At 37.3% G+C, this 18392-nt stretch carries 12 protein-coding genes, 1 pseudogene and 1 other annotated feature; of the genes and pseudogenes, 10 read left to right on the top strand and 3 right to left on the bottom strand.

All coding sequences use genetic code 11. From position 1 onward, the window contains the following. Positions 1-115 precede the first annotated feature (115 nt). Positions 116-366, top strand: a binding site (T-box leader). Between the two features lie 192 nt (positions 367-558). After that, positions 559-1965: an MFS transporter gene (locus GMB86_RS13755; RefSeq protein ID WP_155220867.1), complete on the top strand. Its 1407-nt coding sequence runs from the start codon at positions 559-561 to the stop codon at positions 1963-1965. Between the two features lie 108 nt (positions 1966-2073). Beyond that, positions 2074-2265 (top strand): annotated as a pseudogene (locus GMB86_RS13750) (DUF2188 domain-containing protein); the annotation flags it as partial. Positions 2266-2341: 76 nt separating this feature from the next. Here GMB86_RS13750 and GMB86_RS13745 read toward each other — a convergent pair. Next, positions 2342-4435, bottom strand: a complete 2094-nt coding sequence (locus GMB86_RS13745) for a DNA topoisomerase III (protein WP_155220865.1) — start codon at positions 4433-4435, stop codon at positions 2342-2344. Positions 4436-4950: 515 nt separating this feature from the next. On the opposite strand from GMB86_RS13745, the gene GMB86_RS13740 reads away from it, so the two are divergent. Then, positions 4951-6708 (top strand): ABC transporter transmembrane domain-containing protein, encoded by a 1758-nt coding sequence (locus tag GMB86_RS13740; protein WP_155220863.1) that lies wholly within the window; start codon positions 4951-4953, stop codon positions 6706-6708. Next, positions 6705-8501 carry an ABC transporter ATP-binding protein gene (locus tag GMB86_RS13735; RefSeq protein ID WP_155220862.1) on the top strand — a complete coding sequence of 599 codons (1797 nt, stop codon included), beginning with the start codon at positions 6705-6707 and terminating at the stop codon, positions 8499-8501. Before GMB86_RS13740 ends, GMB86_RS13735 begins: the two co-directional genes overlap by 4 nt. A 150-nt stretch (positions 8502-8651) precedes the next feature. Here GMB86_RS13735 and GMB86_RS13730 read toward each other — a convergent pair whose 3' ends face one another. After that, positions 8652-9155 carry a spore coat protein gene (locus GMB86_RS13730; RefSeq protein WP_155220861.1) on the bottom strand — a complete coding sequence of 168 codons (504 nt, stop codon included), beginning with the start codon at positions 9153-9155 and terminating at the stop codon, positions 8652-8654. Between the two features lie 197 nt (positions 9156-9352). Between GMB86_RS13730 and GMB86_RS13725 the strand changes: the two genes are divergently transcribed. Further along, positions 9353-10606 (top strand): cytochrome P450, encoded by a 1254-nt coding sequence (locus GMB86_RS13725; protein WP_155220904.1) that lies wholly within the window; start codon positions 9353-9355, stop codon positions 10604-10606. A 22-nt stretch (positions 10607-10628) separates the two neighbouring features. Here the strand turns inward: GMB86_RS13725 and GMB86_RS13720 are convergent, their stop codons facing one another. Then, positions 10629-11762 (bottom strand): mechanosensitive ion channel family protein, encoded by a 1134-nt coding sequence (locus tag GMB86_RS13720; RefSeq protein ID WP_155220860.1) that lies wholly within the window; start codon positions 11760-11762, stop codon positions 10629-10631. Positions 11763-12041: 279 nt separating this feature from the next. Here GMB86_RS13720 and lpdA point away from each other — a divergent pair, with 279 nt between their 5' ends. From lpdA to GMB86_RS13695, 5 genes are all read left to right on the top strand, one after another. Beyond that, positions 12042-13463: a dihydrolipoyl dehydrogenase gene (lpdA, locus tag GMB86_RS13715; RefSeq protein ID WP_155220859.1), complete on the top strand. Its 1422-nt coding sequence runs from the start codon at positions 12042-12044 to the stop codon at positions 13461-13463. 157 nt (positions 13464-13620) lie between these two features. Next, a complete protein-coding gene (locus GMB86_RS13710) occupies positions 13621-14622 on the top strand; it encodes a thiamine pyrophosphate-dependent dehydrogenase E1 component subunit alpha (protein ID WP_155220857.1) in 1002 nt (333 codons plus the stop codon). A gap of 1 nt (position 14623) precedes the next feature. Further along, the gene (locus tag GMB86_RS13705) at positions 14624-15607 is read left to right on the top strand and encodes an alpha-ketoacid dehydrogenase subunit beta (protein ID WP_155220855.1); all 984 of its coding nucleotides are present in this window, start codon (positions 14624-14626) and stop codon (positions 15605-15607) included. Positions 15608-15622: 15 nt separating this feature from the next. Next, complete coding sequence (locus GMB86_RS13700; RefSeq protein ID WP_329602941.1) at positions 15623-16888, top strand: dihydrolipoamide acetyltransferase family protein; 1266 nt, start codon at positions 15623-15625, stop codon at positions 16886-16888. 104 nt (positions 16889-16992) lie between these two features. Continuing rightward, complete coding sequence (locus GMB86_RS13695) at positions 16993-17826, top strand: alpha/beta hydrolase (RefSeq protein WP_196220237.1); 834 nt, start codon at positions 16993-16995, stop codon at positions 17824-17826. Positions 17827-18392 lie beyond the last annotated feature (566 nt).

Raw genomic sequence — 18392 nt, 5'->3', positions numbered from 1 at the left:
CTAGTTATCTTATCTTTTTGAAATAATAAAGCATAAAATTAAATTAGAAAATTATAAATTTATGGTTGACAGGTAAGATTTATAGGTGTAATATTCATACACACAAAAGAAGAACAAAAACACAATGACGAGAAGTAGTAGGAGACAATCATCGTGCTAAGAGAACTGTTGTTTGGTGAAAAACAGTCACATGAAGCTCTGAACTCGCCTTCCGAGTGGTAGCTGATTAACCTAGTCATCTATTGGAAAAAGTTAACCGTCTAACCTGCGTTACAGGGTCGCACGTTATATGTGCCTTGAGGTGGATTCATTTTAGAATCAACAAGAGTGGTAACGCGGTTGTTTAATAGATCGATCGTCTCTTTATTTATAAGAGACGGTCGATCTTTTTATATTTTTATTAAGTTTAATATAGTCAATTCGAGATAAGGGAGATGTGGATCTGTTGTATTCAAATAGTTCCTAATAATTAATAATGGTAATGATTAAATGAGGTATTCTCTAACTTTTGTTTGTAAAAAAATTATATAAATAGAAAAATATGAAGGGTGAAGTTTAATGTCTTATCAATCAAATGAATCGTTTATAGCAGATCGTATGAATCGAATCCCTAAATCAAATTACTTTTTACGACTCGTTGCACGTATATCATTAGGGGGATTTTTTGAGTATTATGATATATTTTTAGTTGGTGTGATTGGAGCAGCCCTTATCCATGAAAAATTATTAACGATGACTGGGTTGGCTTATTTTGTAAGTGCTGGTTTTTTAGGCATGTTTTTTGGCACAACGATATTTGGTCGATTAGGAGATCGTCTTGGAAGAAGACCTGTTTTTGTTTATTCAATGTTAATCTACTCTGTATTTACGATTTTTATGGCTTTCAGCAACTCCGCTATCACGTTAGATATTTTCCGATTATGTGCTGGAATCGGAATTGGCGCTCAGCTTGTTATTGCAGATACGTATGTTAGTGAAATGACACCGAAATCAGCAAGAGGATTTTACATTGCTTTTGGACAATTCATTTCGTTTCTGGCTGTTCCTGTGGTAACTTTTTTAACCTATTTTCTTGTATCTACCCATTTTCTCATCGATGGATGGCGCTGGGTCGTTCTCATTGGTGCATCAGGCTCGATTGTTGTTTGGTGGATTCGTATGGGTTTACCAGAATCGGCCCGTTGGCTAGAAAAGAAAGGCTACATAGACGAGGCTAATCAGGTTATGACTCAAATTGAAGGATTTGTAAAAAAGGAAAATGGAGAACTTCCACCAATTGAGAACAGTACATCAGTTGAAAGTTCAAAAGGAAATTTTAAAGAAATATGGCAAAAACCGTATCGTTCAAGAACCATCATGATGGTTGTTTTTAACTTTTTTCAGACCATTGGTTTTTATGGATTTGCATCATGGGTTCCAACATTTCTTGTCCATGAAGGAATTACACTCGTTCATTCACTCCTTTTCACGTCAATTATCGCATTGGTTAATCCAGTTGGTGCGATTATTGCTATGTATACATCCGACCGGTTTGAAAGAAAGCATCTGATCGTTGTGGTATCACTCAGCGTAGCCATTGCGGGTAGTGTTTTTGCCATGATGCGTATACCGGTTTGGATCATAGTGATGGGAATCCTTGTGACGTTATTAAATAATTGGTTCAGTTCACTTTTCCATTCCTATCAAGCTGAATTATATCCAACACGTTTACGTGCAACAGGTGTTGGGTTTACCGCTAGCTGTGGTCGTTTAAGTTCAGTATTTTCCGGTGTCATGATTGCTTTTCTTTTAGAGCACGCAGGTATTACGGGGGTCTTTACGTTTATGTCTGGGTCAATGCTCATTGTGGCCTGTTCAATCGGTTTCTTTGGACCGAAAACAAAGAACCTAAACTTAGAGGACATCGGTAAGAGGACGACTTCTACTTATAAAGCCAAATCTGTTCATGCCCAGGCATCAAGATAATCGTGTTCTACAACAAAAGTATCGGCATCAACTCCAGTTATGAACGATAAAGTTTAAGAAACGATACGTTAGGGAAATTCTTAATATATTGTTTTAGGAGGTTGGATAATGCCTTGGACGATGAATAATTACCCTAATTCATTTAAAAATTTTGATACCCCTGTTCGAAAAAAAGCGATTGAAATAGCCAATGCCATGCTAGACGAGGGTTATGAGGAGGCGAGAGCCATTCCAATAGCGACCAGCCAAGCGAAAAAATGGTATCGACGAGCGAATGATGATGAAGTGAAAGAATATATGAAGGAATGAATTGAATAGAATCATATTAAAAAGCCACAAGAATCTTATATGATGATCCTTGTGGCTTTCAAAAATCCTAATTTTTATCCTCTAAAGCTTGTTTTAAAGCATCAGCGAGACTATTACCAACGGGGGTGTTGTTTTTCTGACTGTATTTGTTTAAAAGTTGTCGTTCTTCACGCTTAGAAACTTTCTTTTTCTTTTCGTCGGCTTTTTGAACGATATTACATGGTTTGCATTGAAAATAGGCACCGGCTTTACCTTTATGAAATTCCATTTTTTTATGACAATGTGGGCAGCGCCGATTAGATAATTTCGGGCCTTTATGCTTTCTATGCCCGCATTCATGATTTGCGCAAACAAGGATCTTACCATTTTTTCCTTTGATTTCTTTCATGAGCGAACCACATTCAGGACATTTTGACCCGGTCAAATTGTGTAATTTATACTTTTGATCACTTTGTTTAATATCGTGGATCAGTTGTTTTGTTTGATTAACGATACCATTTAAGAAACTATCTGGATTTTCTTTTCCTTGGGCAATGCTTTCTAATTTTCTCTCCCATTCGGCTGTCAAATCAGGTGATTTTAATGATGGGTGTACGAGGTCAATCAATTGTTTTCCTTTTGGTGTCACAAACAATCGGCCATTTGTTCTTTCAATTGTCTCTTGAGAGAGCAATCTTTCGATAATTTCAGCCCGTGTGGCGGGTGTTCCCAAATTATATTTCTCCATTTTGGTTAAGAGATCAGCTTCTGAAAATCGAAGGGGAGGTTCGGTCATTTTTCTTTCTGCATGGACCTCTTTAACAGAAAGTGTTTTTCCTATAATCCATTGATCAAATGAAGGAGATAAACTTTCTTGTCTTGTGTTTTCTATTTTTTTGAAGCCGTCGTCTATAACCTGCTTTTCTTGAAGTTGAAATGGTTCTCCTGCGATTTCTAAATGAACCTGTATAACCTCATATTTATAAGATGGATAGAAGAGAGCTAAAAAGCGTAAAGCAATGATCCGATAGAGTTTTTGTTCGTCTGAATTTAAATCATTGAAATATACCGGTTGTTCGGTCGGAATGATCGCGTGGTGATCCGTTACCTTTGCATCATTAAAAACAGATTTCGCAAAGACTTTTCCTTTGTTTTTCAAAACCGGTTGCACTTCTTGTTGGAATGCACTTGAAATGGCTTTTAAGCGATCCAGCATCGTTTGTTTCATATCCTGTGATAAGTACCGTGAATCGGTACGTGGATAAGTAACAAGCTTATGGCGTTCGTATAAGTTTTGTAAAACATTCGACGTTTTTTTAGCGGAAAATCCAAATCGCCTATTTGCGTCTCTCTGTAATTCAGTTAAATCATACGGAAGCGGTTGGTGATCTGTTTTTGTTTTTCTCGTAATGTCCTTTATTATTGCAGACTGGTTTTTTGTTTTTGAAAGGATATTTTTAACGTCTTGCTCTTTAAAGATACGTTGATTTTGATTCTTTTTATAAACGGGTTTAGTCTCACCAATTTTAGCGTAAATAGTCCAATAAGGTTCAGGTTTAAACGATTTAATGTCCTTTTCACGCTCGTGTATAAGGGATAGAGTGGGTGTTTGAACACGTCCTGCAGATAAGGAATCATGATACTTTGTTGTCAATGCTCTAGAGACATTTAATCCAATGAGCCAGTCTGCCTTTGCTCGGCAAACGGCAGATTGATAGAGATGGTGATAATCTTTTGATGGTTTTAGATGACGAAAACCATCGCGAATGGCACGGTCTGTTTGCGATGAGATCCAAAGACGCTGAATGGGTTTCTTCCATTTTATTTTTTCAAGGATCCATCTGGCTACAAGTTCTCCTTCTCGCCCTGCATCTGTCGCGATAATGAAGTCTTTAATATCCGAACGGTTGGCTAGTTGTTGAATAGCATGAAACTGATGTCTTGTATTTTTTATAGGTTTGATACCCATGTGATTCGGGATAATGGGTAGGTCTTCCATCTTCCAGGTTTTATACCCGCTATCGTAGTCTTCTGGCATTTTTAATTCCATTAGATGCCCAAGAGCCCACGTGACAATATAACGATCACCTTCTATATAGTGTTTACTTTTTTTAGTTGATCCAAGTACCCTTGCAATTTCCCGGGCAACACTTGGTTTTTCGGCTAAAATAAGTGATTTCATAAAAATCTCCTTTCGTTACTTCTCCTATTATACCGAAATAAAGGCGTAAAAAAAGTTTTTAACTCAAAGTGTAAAGTGTAGAACGGGATACTTCAATCAGTGAGGTCTTTATCCCCCACTGATTGAAAGGCTGAACTTCGGGATCATGCGAACAGTTATTTCTCAGCTAGGAATCCTTGTTTACACTCATTAGCTTGAGGTGGGGCTCAGTACTTGCCATTAATTCGGATTAAAATTAGAAAAAAATAAAAGTTTCATATTTTTTTGGAAATGAACTTTACTAATTTTAGAAATATTTGTATACTTGAATCATGCTAAAAACGAAGGAGGTGTGTATCATGATTAAAGGTTTTCCAATCTTTACCAAGGAACATATATACATGTTACATGATACGCATCTCCTACAGCGGATGAATTAACAGATTTAGTCTGTATTAAACACAGACTGGATTTTATTGCCATGGGGGGTTGCTCCTATGGCTTTTTTGCGTTAAGCCTTCAAGGGGGGAGTTATTTTGCGAATTTTTTTGGATTTGTGGTGGTTTTTTAAGAAAGAAAAATGGCGATATATTGGCGGGATTATCACTTTATGCCTGTCGAGTTTACTTGCCATGATTCCACCTTACCTCATCGGTGTCATCGTTGATGATATAAGAACGAGAACACTAACACCTATTCAGCTTATCAAATGGTTAGTTTTACTCGCGGTAATTGGTGTCATGTATTATATTGTCAGTTTTATATGGCGACAGTTTATATTTGGGGCATCGCTTAGGTTATCAAAATTAATGAGAGATCGTCTCTATGCTCATTTTACAAAATTGTCACCTAATTTCTATCATAATAGTAGAATTGGAGATTTAATGGCACATGCAACAAATGATGTAACAGCAGTCGAGGATGCAGCTGGAGATGGCGTTTTTACGTTAGTTGATTCGCTAGTGATGGGTGCTCTGGTCATTATCTCCATGGCATCTTTAATTAGTTGGAAATTGACGATTATTGCTCTTATTCCGATGCCGATTATTGGAATTATGACCCGTTATTATGGTTCCTTGCTTCATAAACGATTTCATAAGGCTCAGGAAGCTTTTTCAAATTTAAATGATAAAGTTCAAGAAAGCATTTCTGGTACCCGTGTCATTAAAGCGTTTGGACAGCAAGAGGTTCAAAAGGATATTTTTAAACTAGAATCAGATGACGTAGTAAAGAAAAACTTTGCCGTAGCGAAGGTGGATGCGTTGTTTGATCCAACCATTACGTTTGTTGTTGTCATTTGTTACTTTCTTGCTCTAACGTTTGGTTCCATGTTTGTGGTTCATGGTTCTATGACCATTGGGGGGTTAACAAGTTTCACGTTGTATTTAGGACAATTAGTTTGGCCCATGCTGGCTTTTGGATTTCTATTTAATATTGTGGAACGGGGAAGTGCGTCATATGACCGTATCGTTAAGCTTCTTGCCATTCAACCTGATATAGTCGACCGAGCGGGTGCATCAAAAAATGTTCCTTCAGGTGAAGTTACATACCATATTCATCAATTCGTATATCAAGAAAGTGAGTCACCTGCTCTTAAAGATATCCGATTTACGATTAAACAAGGTCAAACGTTAGGTGTAGTAGGGAAAACAGGCAGCGGAAAAACAACCCTTCTGAAAGCGATGATTCGCGAATTCGATTGTCGTGAGGGAGACATTACGATAGGCGGGAGATCCATTTATGACATGACATTGTCGGCTCTTCGAGGGGCAATCGGTTATGTCCCACAGGATCATTTCTTATTTTCGGCTACAATTGGAGAAAATATAGCTTTTGCTAAACCAGGTGCCTCCAAAGAAGAAATTGAACACGCAGCTAAATTGGCCCATATCCATGCTGATATTATACGTTTTGAAGAAGGGTATGACACCTTAGTTGGCGAGCGTGGAGTCACTTTGTCTGGAGGTCAAAAACAGAGAATATCGATCGCGCGGGCACTCATCATTGATCCAGAAATTCTGATTTTAGATGATTCGTTATCGGCAGTTGATGCTCAGACAGAAGAAGCTATTCTAACCAATCTTAAAGAAAATCGTAAAAATAAGACGACGTTCATTTCTGCCCACAGGTTAAGTGCTATAGAGCATGCGGATTTAATTCTTGTACTCGAAGATGGAAAAATAGTTGAACGAGGGACACATGAAGAACTTATGAAAGATAAGGGATGGTATGCGGAGATGTATCAGAATCAGCAACTAGAATCTCTTGTAGAGGAAGGAGGGAAAATCTCATGAGTACGCCTTATACAAAAGAGAATTTATCAAAGAAAAAAGTGGTTTCCAGGTTAGCAAGTTATATGAAACCACATAAAAAAGCCCTGACGTATGCTTTTATTATGCTTTGTATCGCCACGGCATCTGATGTACTTGGTCCTATTTTAATGAAAATTTTTATCGATAATTATTTAACGCCACGTAACTTTTCTTGGCAGCCCTTAACCGTACTTGCCGTTTCATTTATTTTGGTTTATATGATTTCAGTCGTATTAAACTATTTTCAACTTATTTCATTTCAAGGAATCGCACTTAAGATCATCCAAAAGCTAAGAATGGATGTTTTTGGGAAAGTTCAGCAGCTTGGTTTGGAATTTTTCGATCAAACACCAGGAGGAAGTATTGTATCAAGAATAACCAATGATACAGAAGGAATAAAGGATTTATATGTGAGTGTTCTTTCGACTTTTATCCAAAGTACGATTTCTCTAATAGGTATCTTTATTGGGATGTTTATCTTAGATGTAAGATTAGCTAGTTTTTGTTTGCTTCTCATGCCGTTAATATTCTTATTAATGCAAACATATCGTCACTTTAGTGCGAAAGTTTTTCGGGTTACACGGGAGAAAGTGAGTCAAATGAATGCTAAATTAAGCGAATCACTTCAAGGCATGAACATGATTCAAGCAATGCGTCAGCAAAAACGTTTAAGAAATGAATTCGGTACGATCAGTTCACAGTACTTAAGATCACAGATGAAAAATATTCGTTTAATCAGTTTCTTAGTTCGCCCTGCTGTTTATTCGTTTTACTTAATTGCCGTCATGATAATGCTTAGTTTCTTTGGAATTCAATCCTTTGACAGCGTAGTGAAAATCGGAGTGCTGTATGCTTTTGTAAATTATTTAGATCGTTTTTTTGATCCGATTAACTCTGTCATGTTTCAACTTACACGCTTTCAACAAGCAGTGGTTTCTGCTGAGAGGGTATTCGGCTTATTAGATGACAAGCGTTTGGCACCAGTGAAAGAAGGCACGAGTGATCCGAAAATTACTGAAGGTCTTGTTGAATTTCGCGATGTTACTTTTTCATATGATGGCAAGAAGGATGTTTTAAAAAATATATCCTTTGAAGCAAAACCTGGTGAAACGGTTGCCTTAGTTGGGCATACGGGGAGCGGGAAAAGCTCTATCATTAATTTATTAATGCGTTTTTATTCGATTGAACATGGCGGAATTTATATTGATGGGGAGCCGTTAAAAACTTTTTCAGATGAAGAGTTACGTGCCAAATGCGGTCTTGTCTTGCAGGATTCTTTTCTTTTCGCCAGTGATGTAATGGAAAACATCAGGCTAGGCAAAACAAGTATATCTGAAGAGCAAGTGATGGAAGCGGCCAAATTTGTTCAAGCGGATCAATTCATTGATAAACTTCCAGGAAAATATCATGAACCTATTGGGGAGCGAGGGGCTACATTTTCTAGTGGTCAAAGACAACTCCTATCTTTTGCAAGAACGATGGCGATTGACCCTAAAATTCTTGTTCTTGATGAAGCAACAGCCAGTGTTGATACGGAGACTGAAGAAGCGATTCAAGAAGCCTTGCGAAAAATGCGTAAAGGGAGAACGACCATCGCCATCGCTCACCGCCTGTCTACCATACAAGATGCAGATCAAATTCTTGTCTTACACCAAGGCGAAATCGTGGAACGCGGAACACATCAAGAATTATTAAAACTAGAAGGTTTGTATCACAAAATGTATCAACTCCAATTAGGTGATGTGCAAAGTAAATCTGGATCAGCAGTAAGTTGATTGAGTCAACTTGGATTATGGATATTAGTATAGCATCATCTTCAAAAATGGTTAAAACAGGTAGCTAATATTTCGTTTGGTTAAATGGTTGTGAATATGAAAGTAAAAGGCCCCCTTTTTGGAGAGGGGCCTTTCAGTTTGTTCAGATTTTTAATATGGAAAAGAGAGGGCTTTTTTAGCAAGGTTCATATCATTTTGAAGTAACCGATTTAAATCATAGGAAGGATAGAAGCCTCTTTCGTACATATATTTATATACTTTGGCATGTGTTTCGATGGCTCCGAGTAACTGGCGTGTGAGAACATTTCTTAATGATGGCGTTGCCGTTTCTGTAATGGCAATAGCATAATTTCGTACAGAGGTTTTTGCTAAAGCAAGCAAATCTCCTGAATAAAAAGCCAAATCGTCTGGAAGGGCTCTCTCTTCACGTTGTGGGTGGGGTGCCATGGGATAAAAACGAAGAAGCTCGTTAATGTTTTTACTCATGCTGCCTATAGTTTGTTTATATAAGCTTTTTAGCACAGGATCTCTTATGTCTGAATACGTTCTCTTTAATTTCATTAGACCAACTGATTGAAAAGCCACTAATTCATGTATTTCCATTGTCTCATGCCATCCAAGGCGTTGTTGTCTTTCATATGGTTCAGAATACATCTCTTTTCCTCCCGTTTGATAAAATAGTCATTATACATTATTCAAGCGAAAAGATGTGGGACTTTGTCCCGCTTTATTTGGGCACTAGAATCAGTTAGTTCCATTATAAATAAAATAGTCGTTATATTTTTGACGCTTTCTAAACATATTAAAGAAGACGCTAGGAATCGAAATAAAGGGGCAGGATTGAAATGACAATGAATGAGCAAGTTCCAGAGGACAAAACCCTGGATAATACAGTCGCATTAATGCGAGAGGGCTATCTATTTATTAGAAATCGGATTGAAGAATATCAATCTGATATATTTGAAACACATGTATTGGGCCAAAAGGTCATTTGTATGGGTGGGAGTGAAGCTGCTAAACTATTTTATGATACTGATAAATTCCAAAGACAGGGAGCCGTGTTAAAAAGAATACAAAAAACACTATTTGGAGTGAATGCCATCCAAACAACAGATGGTCGTGTACACCACCATCGAAAACAGGTGTTTTTGTCATTGATGACACCTTTCCATCAAAAACGCTTAGCTGAACTTGTTATGAACCAGTGGATCGAATCGTCGAAAAAATGGGTTAATCTAGATAAGATCGTTCTCTTTGAAGAAGCTAAAAAGACGCTGTGCCGTGTAGCCTGTCATTGGGCTGGAGTTAAGCTTCATGAATCAGAAGTAAAGGAAAGAGCCGATGACTTTATATCCATGGTTTATGCTTTAGGTGCAGTGGGACCGCAGCACTGGAAAGGAAGAATGGCAAGAAATCGAGCTGAAAATTGGATACAATCTATGATAGAAGATGTTCGAAAGGGCACTGAGAAGGTAGAGGAAGATTCTGCACTCTATACCATGGCGACGTATCAAGATGAAGAAGGAAACAAGTTTGATCCCCATATGGCAGCCATCGAATTGATTAATGTGATACGACCCATTGTTGCTATTTCAACTTTCATTACGTTTACAGCTTTAGCATTAAAAGACCACCCCGAATATAAAGAAATCTTGAAGTCAGGAAATCCTCAAGATCTTGACATGTTCATACAGGAAGTGAGGCGTTATTACCCATTCGCCCCTTTTTTAGGTGCAAAAGTAAAAAAAGATTTTATTTGGAAGGACTGTGCTTTCAAAGAAGGCATGTTAGTCTTTCTCGATATATATGGAACAAATCATGATCCAAGATTATGGGACAACCCAAATGAGTTTCACCCAGAACGGTTTAAAGATAGGAATGTGGGACCATTTGATTTTATCCCCCAAGGCGGAGGAGATCCATCCACTGGACATCGTTGTCCTGGAGAAGGGACTACCATAGAAGTGATGAAAGCAAGTCTTGATTTTCTCGTCAACAAGATCGAGTTTGACATACCTGCTCAGGATCTAAGTTTTAGCCTAGTAAAAATACCAACCTTACCAGAAAGCGGTTTTGTCATGCAGAATATTTCCCTAAAAGTATGACCGTTATAAAAAATCAGACCGATCATTGTGATCGTGTCTGATTTCTTTTTTGTTCACTTGTCCGGCTATTCATTGGATCCTCTATCCTAAGAGGATCACCATTATTCATGATTCGTTGCAAAGGAATGCTAAGTTTTACATTTTCCGATTCTAAAATATCGAGAATGGCTATATTACAGGCTTCTCGTATTCGTGAAGCTTCATTTACATCAGTTGTTAATGTAAAGAATGTGACGTTTAGTTTATAACCGTGTGTTGTGAATTCGGTAAAATATACGGCATTACTGGCTTTATCAAGGTCGTCTCGATGATCTAGCATGTCTCTAATTAGATCAATTGCCCTTGTCACTTTTTCAAGAGGGGTATCAATCGCAATGAGCACATCAAATTGATTGCGTTTTTTCTCCATTCTTGATGTATTAATAATAGCTTGGGAAGCAAGTGTTGAATTTGGTACAGTAACCAATGCTTGTTCTGGCGTTCGTATTTTTGTTGATCTAAAGTTGATGTCTTCAACGGTCCCTATGATTGTTCCTGATTGAATGGTATCTCCTAAAGTAAAAGGACTTTCCGTGATAATGACGAGTCCACCAAATAAATTGCTCAAGGTGTCTTTTGCAGCTAATGCCACCGCTAATCCACCTATTCCGAGTCCCGTAATTAATCCACCAAGTTGATATCCCCAAAGACCTAGTATGGCTGCGGCTGTTAAAACAATCACTAGAAATTTAATGATTTTGGCGAAGAAAGGAATTACAATTTCATTAAATTTTAAATCTAATCGATTGCCCATTTCTCCAAATAGATAACTAAGCATATTCGAAAAAACATAAAATCCCCATCCAATACAAAAAATAATGGTGGATCTATATAGAAGTGAAAAGACGTGTTTCCACTCTCTTGGTAATGGTAAGTACATTAAAGCAAAATAGAGACCAGTTACTGCCAAGAAAAATTGGATGGGCCTTTGGAAAGATATGATAAATGTTCTATCTACTTTATGATTCATGTGTCCAATAATTTTTGTTAATAGTTTCAAGAAATATTTTGAAAATAGTTTTCTCAATATAAAAAATAACACAAAAATAATAAGAGCGATCGCCCCATCGTAAAACGTGATGTTTTTTACCCACTCAAATGCTTTAATAATAGTCATTGTATCACTCCGAAAAAAGGATATATATATTTTTTGATACCCAACATCTTATCATGTTTAACCTTTCCATGCATAACTAAACAATAACTTCAATCTATATAGCTATGATTTGTAAGTTAATTAAAAATAAGCTAAAATGGGTTAAGAAGTTTTTAACACGAGATCATGAAATTTTTAATCTAAAATATGGTTTCAAGGCTTAGACGTAAATACATATACGAATAAAATACTATATTATAGTATTAGCATTCTCTTTTGAGATAGGAGTGTTCTATTTTTATGGCCAAAAATTATGACCTGGTCCTATTAGGAGGCGGTACTGGTGGGTATGTTGCTGCCATCCGTGCAAGCCAATTAGGATTAAAGACGGCGATTATCGAAGCTGAAGAACTTGGCGGTACGTGTTTACATCGAGGCTGTATACCAACGAAAGCATTGTTACGAAGTGCAGAAGTATACGCAACGATTAAAAATGGCGAAGAATATGGAATACAGGGACATGAAAGTGTCTCATTTGATTACTTAAAAGTGTATGAGAGAAAGAATAAAATTGTAGATAAATTGCATCAGGGCGTCAAAAGTTTAATAAAAAAGGGGAAAATTGATTTTTATAATGGCTATGGACGAATATTAGGTCCATCCATCTTTTCTCCAATAGCGGGAGCAATATCTGTGGAATATACCGATGAACGGGACAATGAAATTCTTATTCCACAAAATGTCATTATAGCAACCGGTTCAAGGCCAAAAACTTTGCCAGGTCTCGTCCCAGACGGAAAGAACATTCTTACATCGGACGATGCTGTCCACCTCAAAAGTTGTCCTAAAAGCATCATTATTGTTGGAGGCGGCGTCATTGGAGTCGAATGGGCCTCGTTATTCTCAGATTTTGGATCTGAAGTAACAATATTAGAATATGCAGATGGCCTTGTTCCAACAGAAGATCGCGACATTTCGAAGGAACTTGAGCATCAACTAAAGAAAAAAGGTGTAAAGATTATCACATCTGCAAAAGTAAAAGCCGACACGTTAAACGTGAGTGATGGGGTTTCTATAGATGCAGAAGTTAACCATCAAGTTGTCACCTACCAGGCAGATAAAATTCTGCTATCAGTTGGTCGCTCGCCAAATACTGAAGATATTGGGTTGAGTAATACATCGATTGAACTTGATCATGGTTATATCCAAACTAACCATCATTATCAAACAAAAGAGGGCCATATTTATGCCATTGGCGATGTGATTGGTGGACTCCAACTTGCTCATGTTGCCTCCCATGAAGGTATTAAGGCCGTTGAACATATTGCAGGCCAAGATGTAAATGAACTCGATCATTTACTCGTTCCAAAATGCATTTATACACGTCCAGAGATTGCATCCATTGGTTTAACTGAGAGTGAAGCCGAAAGTCAATTCAACATTAAAATCGGAAAAATTCCTTTTGCAGCGATCGGTAAAGCTCTAGTCTACGGGGAATCAGACGGGTTTGTGAAAATGATTGCAGATAAAGAGACAGATGATATTTTGGGTGTCCATATGATTGGGCCTCATGTCACGGACTTGATTTCGGAAGCAGCACTCGCGAAAATTTTAGATGCCTCGCCGTGGGAAATATCTGAAACGATTCATCCACATCCCACATTATCAGAGATATTCGGTGAGGCAGGGCTTGCTGTTGATGGGAAAGCCATTCACTTTTAACGATTGTAAAAAGATCTAAAAATATAATTTGTTTTTCAAGTTTATATAAAGTGAAATAATTTCTGGTAGGGGAAATGATCCCAAAAGTGATTACTTATTTTTAAATTTTTACTTGAAACTTATTTGATTGACATACTTTATGGGAGGTTCAATATTTATGGTAACTCGGCATCAAAAATTAGGTTTAGACGACACCACAGTATTAAAAATGTATGAAACGATGCTTTTAGCACGACGAATTGATGAACGGATGTGGCTTTTAAATCGATCAGGTAAAATTCCATTTGTTGTTTCATGTCAAGGACAAGAAGCTGCACAAGTTGGAGCGGCTTTTGCCTTAGATAGAGAAAAAGATTACATAGGGGCTTATTATCGAGATTTGGCATTGGTTTTAGCATTCGGTATGACCTCGAGAGAAGTCATGCTTAATGTTTTTGCTAAATCTGAGGATCCAAGTTCTGGTGGAAGGCAAATGCCAGGGCATTACGGTCAGAAAAAAAATCGAATATTAACACATTCATCGCCTGTAACCACACAGGTGGCTCATGCAGTTGGAATTACTCTTGGTGCTAGAATGAAAGGCGATTCAGCGATTAGTCTTGTGACTTTTGGCGAAGGAAGTTCAAACCAAGGAGACTTTCATGAGGCAGCGAATTTCGCGGGAGTTCAAAAGCTTCCTGTCATCTTTTTTTGTGAAAATAATAAATATGCCATTTCCGTACCTACTTCAAAACAACTTGCTTGTGAAAAGGTATCTGATCGGGCTATCGGTTATGGCATGTACGGAAAAACGGTCGATGGTAATGATCCACTTAGTGTCTATGAGGCAGTTAAATACGCGGCTGATCGAGGACGAAAAGGTGAAGGACCTTCGTTAATTGAGGCAATCTGTTATCGTTTAACTCCACATTCTAGTGATGACGACGATACGACCTATCGGACAAAAGATGAAGTATCTGAAGCAAAGAAAAAAGATGGAGTTCTAACTTTCGCTGCTTACTTACGTGAGGCAAATATCCTTACAGAAGATATTGAAGCCGCTTTAGAAGAAAAAATAAAACATCTTGTTGATGATGCAACAGATTATGCTGATGCAGCACCTTTTGCTGAACCTGAATCAACTCTTCAATATGTTTACGATGAAAAAGGAGAGATATAATATGGCTGTTATGTCTTATATCGATGCTATTAATCTTGCTCTTCATGAAGAAATGGAACGAGATGAGAATGTTTTTGTATTGGGAGAAGATGTCGGAGTAAAAGGCGGAGTATTTCTTGCGACAAAAGGATTATATGATAAATTTGGTGAAAATCGTGTGATCGATACCCCTTTAGCTGAGTCTGCTATTGTTGGTGTAGGTATTGGGGCAGCGATGTATGGAACTCGACCCGTAGCTGAAATTCAGTTTGTAGATTTTATTTTACCTGCTGTAAATCAAATTGTATCGGAAGCAGCGAAGACACGCTATCGTTCTAATAATGATTGGTCGGTCCCAATGACGATACGAGCACCATATGGTGGAGGCGTACACGGTGCCCTTTATCATTCTCAATCATTAGAAGGGCTTTTTTCAGGAACACCTGGTCTAAAAATTGTGATGCCTTCAACTCCTTATGATGCAAAAGGTTTATTAAAGGCAGCAATCCGTGACAACGATCCTGTGCTTTTCTTAGAACATAAACGTGCCTACCGATTAATAAAAGGTGAAGTTCCAGAAGAAGACTATACACTTCCTATCGGTAAAGCAGAAGTGAAACGTCAAGGTGAAGATGTAACAGTGATCACCTATGGCCTAGCTGTTCACTTTGCCATAGAAGCAGCAGACAAATTAGAAAAAGAAGGAATAACAACCCATATTCTTGATTTAAGAACGGTATACCCTTTAGATCAACAAGCCATTATCGATGCAGCTTCTAAAACAGGGAAAGTTTTACTCGTAACAGAAGATAATAAAGAAGGTAGTGTGATTGGAGAAGTCGCGGCTATCATCGGTGAACATTGCTTATTTGAACTTGACGCCCCAATAGCTCGATTGGCAGGTCCTGATGTTCCTTCTATGCCATATGCGCCACCAATGGAGAAGTTCTTCATGATTAACCCTGATAAAATAGAAAAAGCAATTCGTGAGTTAGCGGAATACTAGAAAGAGGTGATGAAGGTGAGTGAACAGCAAATTACGATGCCTCAACTCGGTGAAAGTGTCACAGAGGGGACGATAAGCAAATGGCTCGTTAATATTGGCGATAAAATCAAAAAATATGATCCCATTGCAGAAGTGATGACTGATAAAGTGAACACAGAAATACCATCCTCTTTTTCTGGGAAAATAAAGAATATAGCAGCAAGTGAAGGAGACACCTTGGCTGTTGGAGCACTCATGTGTACTGTAGAGTTAGATGTACCAACGGATTCGATTAAACCGGCACAACCAGAACAACAGAAATCAAATCAGGCAGAGGGAGAAGTTGACTCACAAAGATCGATGAAGAAACGTTATTCACCCGCTGTTCTCAAACTGTCACAAGAACATGATATTGACTTATCTCGTGTGAATGGTTCTGGAAAAGGCGGTAGAATTACACGAAAAGATATCTTGAATCTTATTGAAAAAGGACAAGAACCACCGGCCCCAACAAGTCAAGATTCTTTAGTAAATATACAATCGAATACTCAAACATTGAGTGAGGAAACTCAAGCAAAAAAAGAGGATCAAGAGGCAAATCCCGGAGATCATGTCATTCCTATTTCAGGGGTCCGCAAGGCCATCGCACATAATATGTTAAGAAGTAAGCATGAAATCCCACATGCTTGGACGATGATTGAAGTAGACGTAACCAACTTGGTCAACTACCGTAATACTTTAAAAAATGAATTTAAGAAAAAAGAGGGATATAATCTCACGTACTTACCATTCTTCATCAAAGCCGTTGTAGAATCACTAAAGGAATTCCCTCGAATGAATGCGACATGGACAGGAGATAACATCATTGAAAAGAAAGATATCAATATATCACTAGCTGTTGCTTCTGAAGATGCTTTATATGTTCCGGTTATTCAACATGCGGATGAAAAAAGTATTAAAGGTATTGCAAGGGAAGTGGTAGGCCTAGCCCATAAAGCAAGAGAAAATAAACTAACCAATCAAGATATGCAAGGTGGTACCTTTACGATTAATAATACAGGTTCATTTGGTTCTATCCAATCTCAACCGATTATTAACTATCCACAAGCTGCGATTCTTTCTGTTGAATCGATTGTAAAACGACCAGTTGTTATAGATAATATGATTGGTATTCGTGATATGGTGAATCTTTGTCTATCGATTGATCACCGCGTACTCGATGGTCTCGTAGCAGGGCACTTCCTTGCTAGAGTAAAAGAACGTTTAGAAAATATAAGTGCTAATAACACACCTATTTATTAAGAAGAAAGATATGTCGTTGTTTCTTTTCGACATATCTTTTTTACTGATAGTATACTTTTATCTAAAGTAGGTAAACGATGAATGTTGATGGAGGGACATATAAGATGAGAGTTTTTAACATGGCATTAGATCATGATCAAAAAATCTTAACCTGTTACTTATTAGATAACTCAAATGAGTTTAAAGTCAATGAAAAACGACCCGCTATCATTATTTGTCCAGGAGGGGGGTACGATTTTACTTCAGACCGCGAAGCAGAGCCTATTGCGATACGCTTTGCAGCAGAAGGTTACCATACTTTTGTTTTGCGATATACCTGTATTAGAGACAAATCGCCTCTATTTCCACAACCACTTATCGAACTGGCGAAAGTTACCCGTCTTCTTTATAAAAACGCGGATGATTGGTTTATTGATAAGAATAAAATCATTTTATGTGGTTTCTCTGCAGGAGGTCATCTTGTAGCAACATACGGAACAAAGTGGCATGAAGATTGGTTGTCTGAAAAAGTATTCAGTCCATCTGAAGAAAGAAAACCTAGCGCTCTTCTTTTATGCTATCCCGTGATAAACTTAACAAGTGGATGGCCGGGTGACGAAGTAAAAGGGAATAAATACATTCAATTGTTTGGACAGGAAATAAGTTTAGAACAGAAATTAGATGAATATGATGCAAGTAAACATGTTTCCATACATACACCACCAACATTTATTTGGCATACTTCAAATGATCGAGTTGTCCCAGTATCAAATTCAATACAATTTATTTCTTCATTAGATAAAAATAATATTCCATTTGAAAGTCATATCTTTGAAAAAGGCGTACACGGCCTCTCTTTAGCTAATGAGCTAACAGCTAAAGATGATCGTCATATCAATGAGGCTGTTAAAGACTGGGTGACATTGTCTCTTACTTGGTTAAAACAACAGGGACTTTAAATAGTAAGGTTAGTTAAAGACCTTACGTTTATTTCACGAAAAAAAGTATTGACTCATATAAAATAACATGGTATATTATTAAACGTCGCTTCATTGAACAATTAAAAACACTGAAAAGATGTTGACATGATTGTTTAATAGAGTTATACTTTAAAAGTTGCTGTTGTGAAACGGTAATAAGAATTTAAAAAACATATTGACAATGACTTTTGAGTTTGATATAATTTGAAAGTTGCTGTTAAAAGTCAGTGATATAAAATTTTAAAAAAGTATTGACAATAACTTTTGGATTTGATATAATTTAATAGTTGCTGTTGAGAAACAATGATACGAAATTAAAAAAAAGTATTGACAACAGTTTTTAAACATGATATAATATGAAGGTTGCTGTCATAAAAAAACAGTAGATTAAGAGATTGTTCTTTGAAAACTAAACAAAAGCCAAGCGTAATATCAAACGGGTAATACCGATTGATTTCTTTGAAAAAAAGAGCGATGGATCAAATGAAACGATTTAATTATTTTTGTTCATTATAAATGAACTATAAAGCAGGTTAAGGAACTTT

Origin of the sequence: Terrilactibacillus tamarindi (genome assembly GCF_009718825.1) — a bacterium.
GTDB lineage: Bacteria > Bacillota > Bacilli > Bacillales > Sporolactobacillaceae > Terrilactibacillus > Terrilactibacillus tamarindi.
This window is presented reverse-complemented; position numbering and strand designations above follow the sequence as displayed.

What these genes read in the sequence shown, in the direction of transcription:
- GMB86_RS13745 (WP_155220865.1), bottom strand. Translation starts at nt 4,435, where the DNA reads ATGAAATCACTTATTTTAGCCGAAAAACCAAGTGTTGCCCGGGAAATT.
- GMB86_RS13730 (WP_155220861.1), bottom strand. Translation starts at nt 9,155, where the DNA reads ATGTATTCTGAACCATATGAAAGACAACAACGCCTTGGATGGCATGAG.
- lpdA (WP_155220859.1), top strand. Translation starts at nt 12,042, where the DNA reads ATGGCCAAAAATTATGACCTGGTCCTATTAGGAGGCGGTACTGGTGGG.
- GMB86_RS13710 (WP_155220857.1), top strand. Translation starts at nt 13,621, where the DNA reads ATGGTAACTCGGCATCAAAAATTAGGTTTAGACGACACCACAGTATTA.
- GMB86_RS13695 (WP_196220237.1), top strand. Translation starts at nt 16,993, where the DNA reads ATGAGAGTTTTTAACATGGCATTAGATCATGATCAAAAAATCTTAACC.
- GMB86_RS13755 (WP_155220867.1), top strand. Translation starts at nt 559, where the DNA reads ATGTCTTATCAATCAAATGAATCGTTTATAGCAGATCGTATGAATCGA.
- GMB86_RS13725 (WP_155220904.1), top strand. Translation starts at nt 9,353, where the DNA reads ATGAATGAGCAAGTTCCAGAGGACAAAACCCTGGATAATACAGTCGCA.
- GMB86_RS13705 (WP_155220855.1), top strand. Translation starts at nt 14,624, where the DNA reads ATGGCTGTTATGTCTTATATCGATGCTATTAATCTTGCTCTTCATGAA.
- GMB86_RS13735 (WP_155220862.1), top strand. Translation starts at nt 6,705, where the DNA reads ATGAGTACGCCTTATACAAAAGAGAATTTATCAAAGAAAAAAGTGGTT.
- GMB86_RS13720 (WP_155220860.1), bottom strand. Translation starts at nt 11,762, where the DNA reads ATGACTATTATTAAAGCATTTGAGTGGGTAAAAAACATCACGTTTTAC.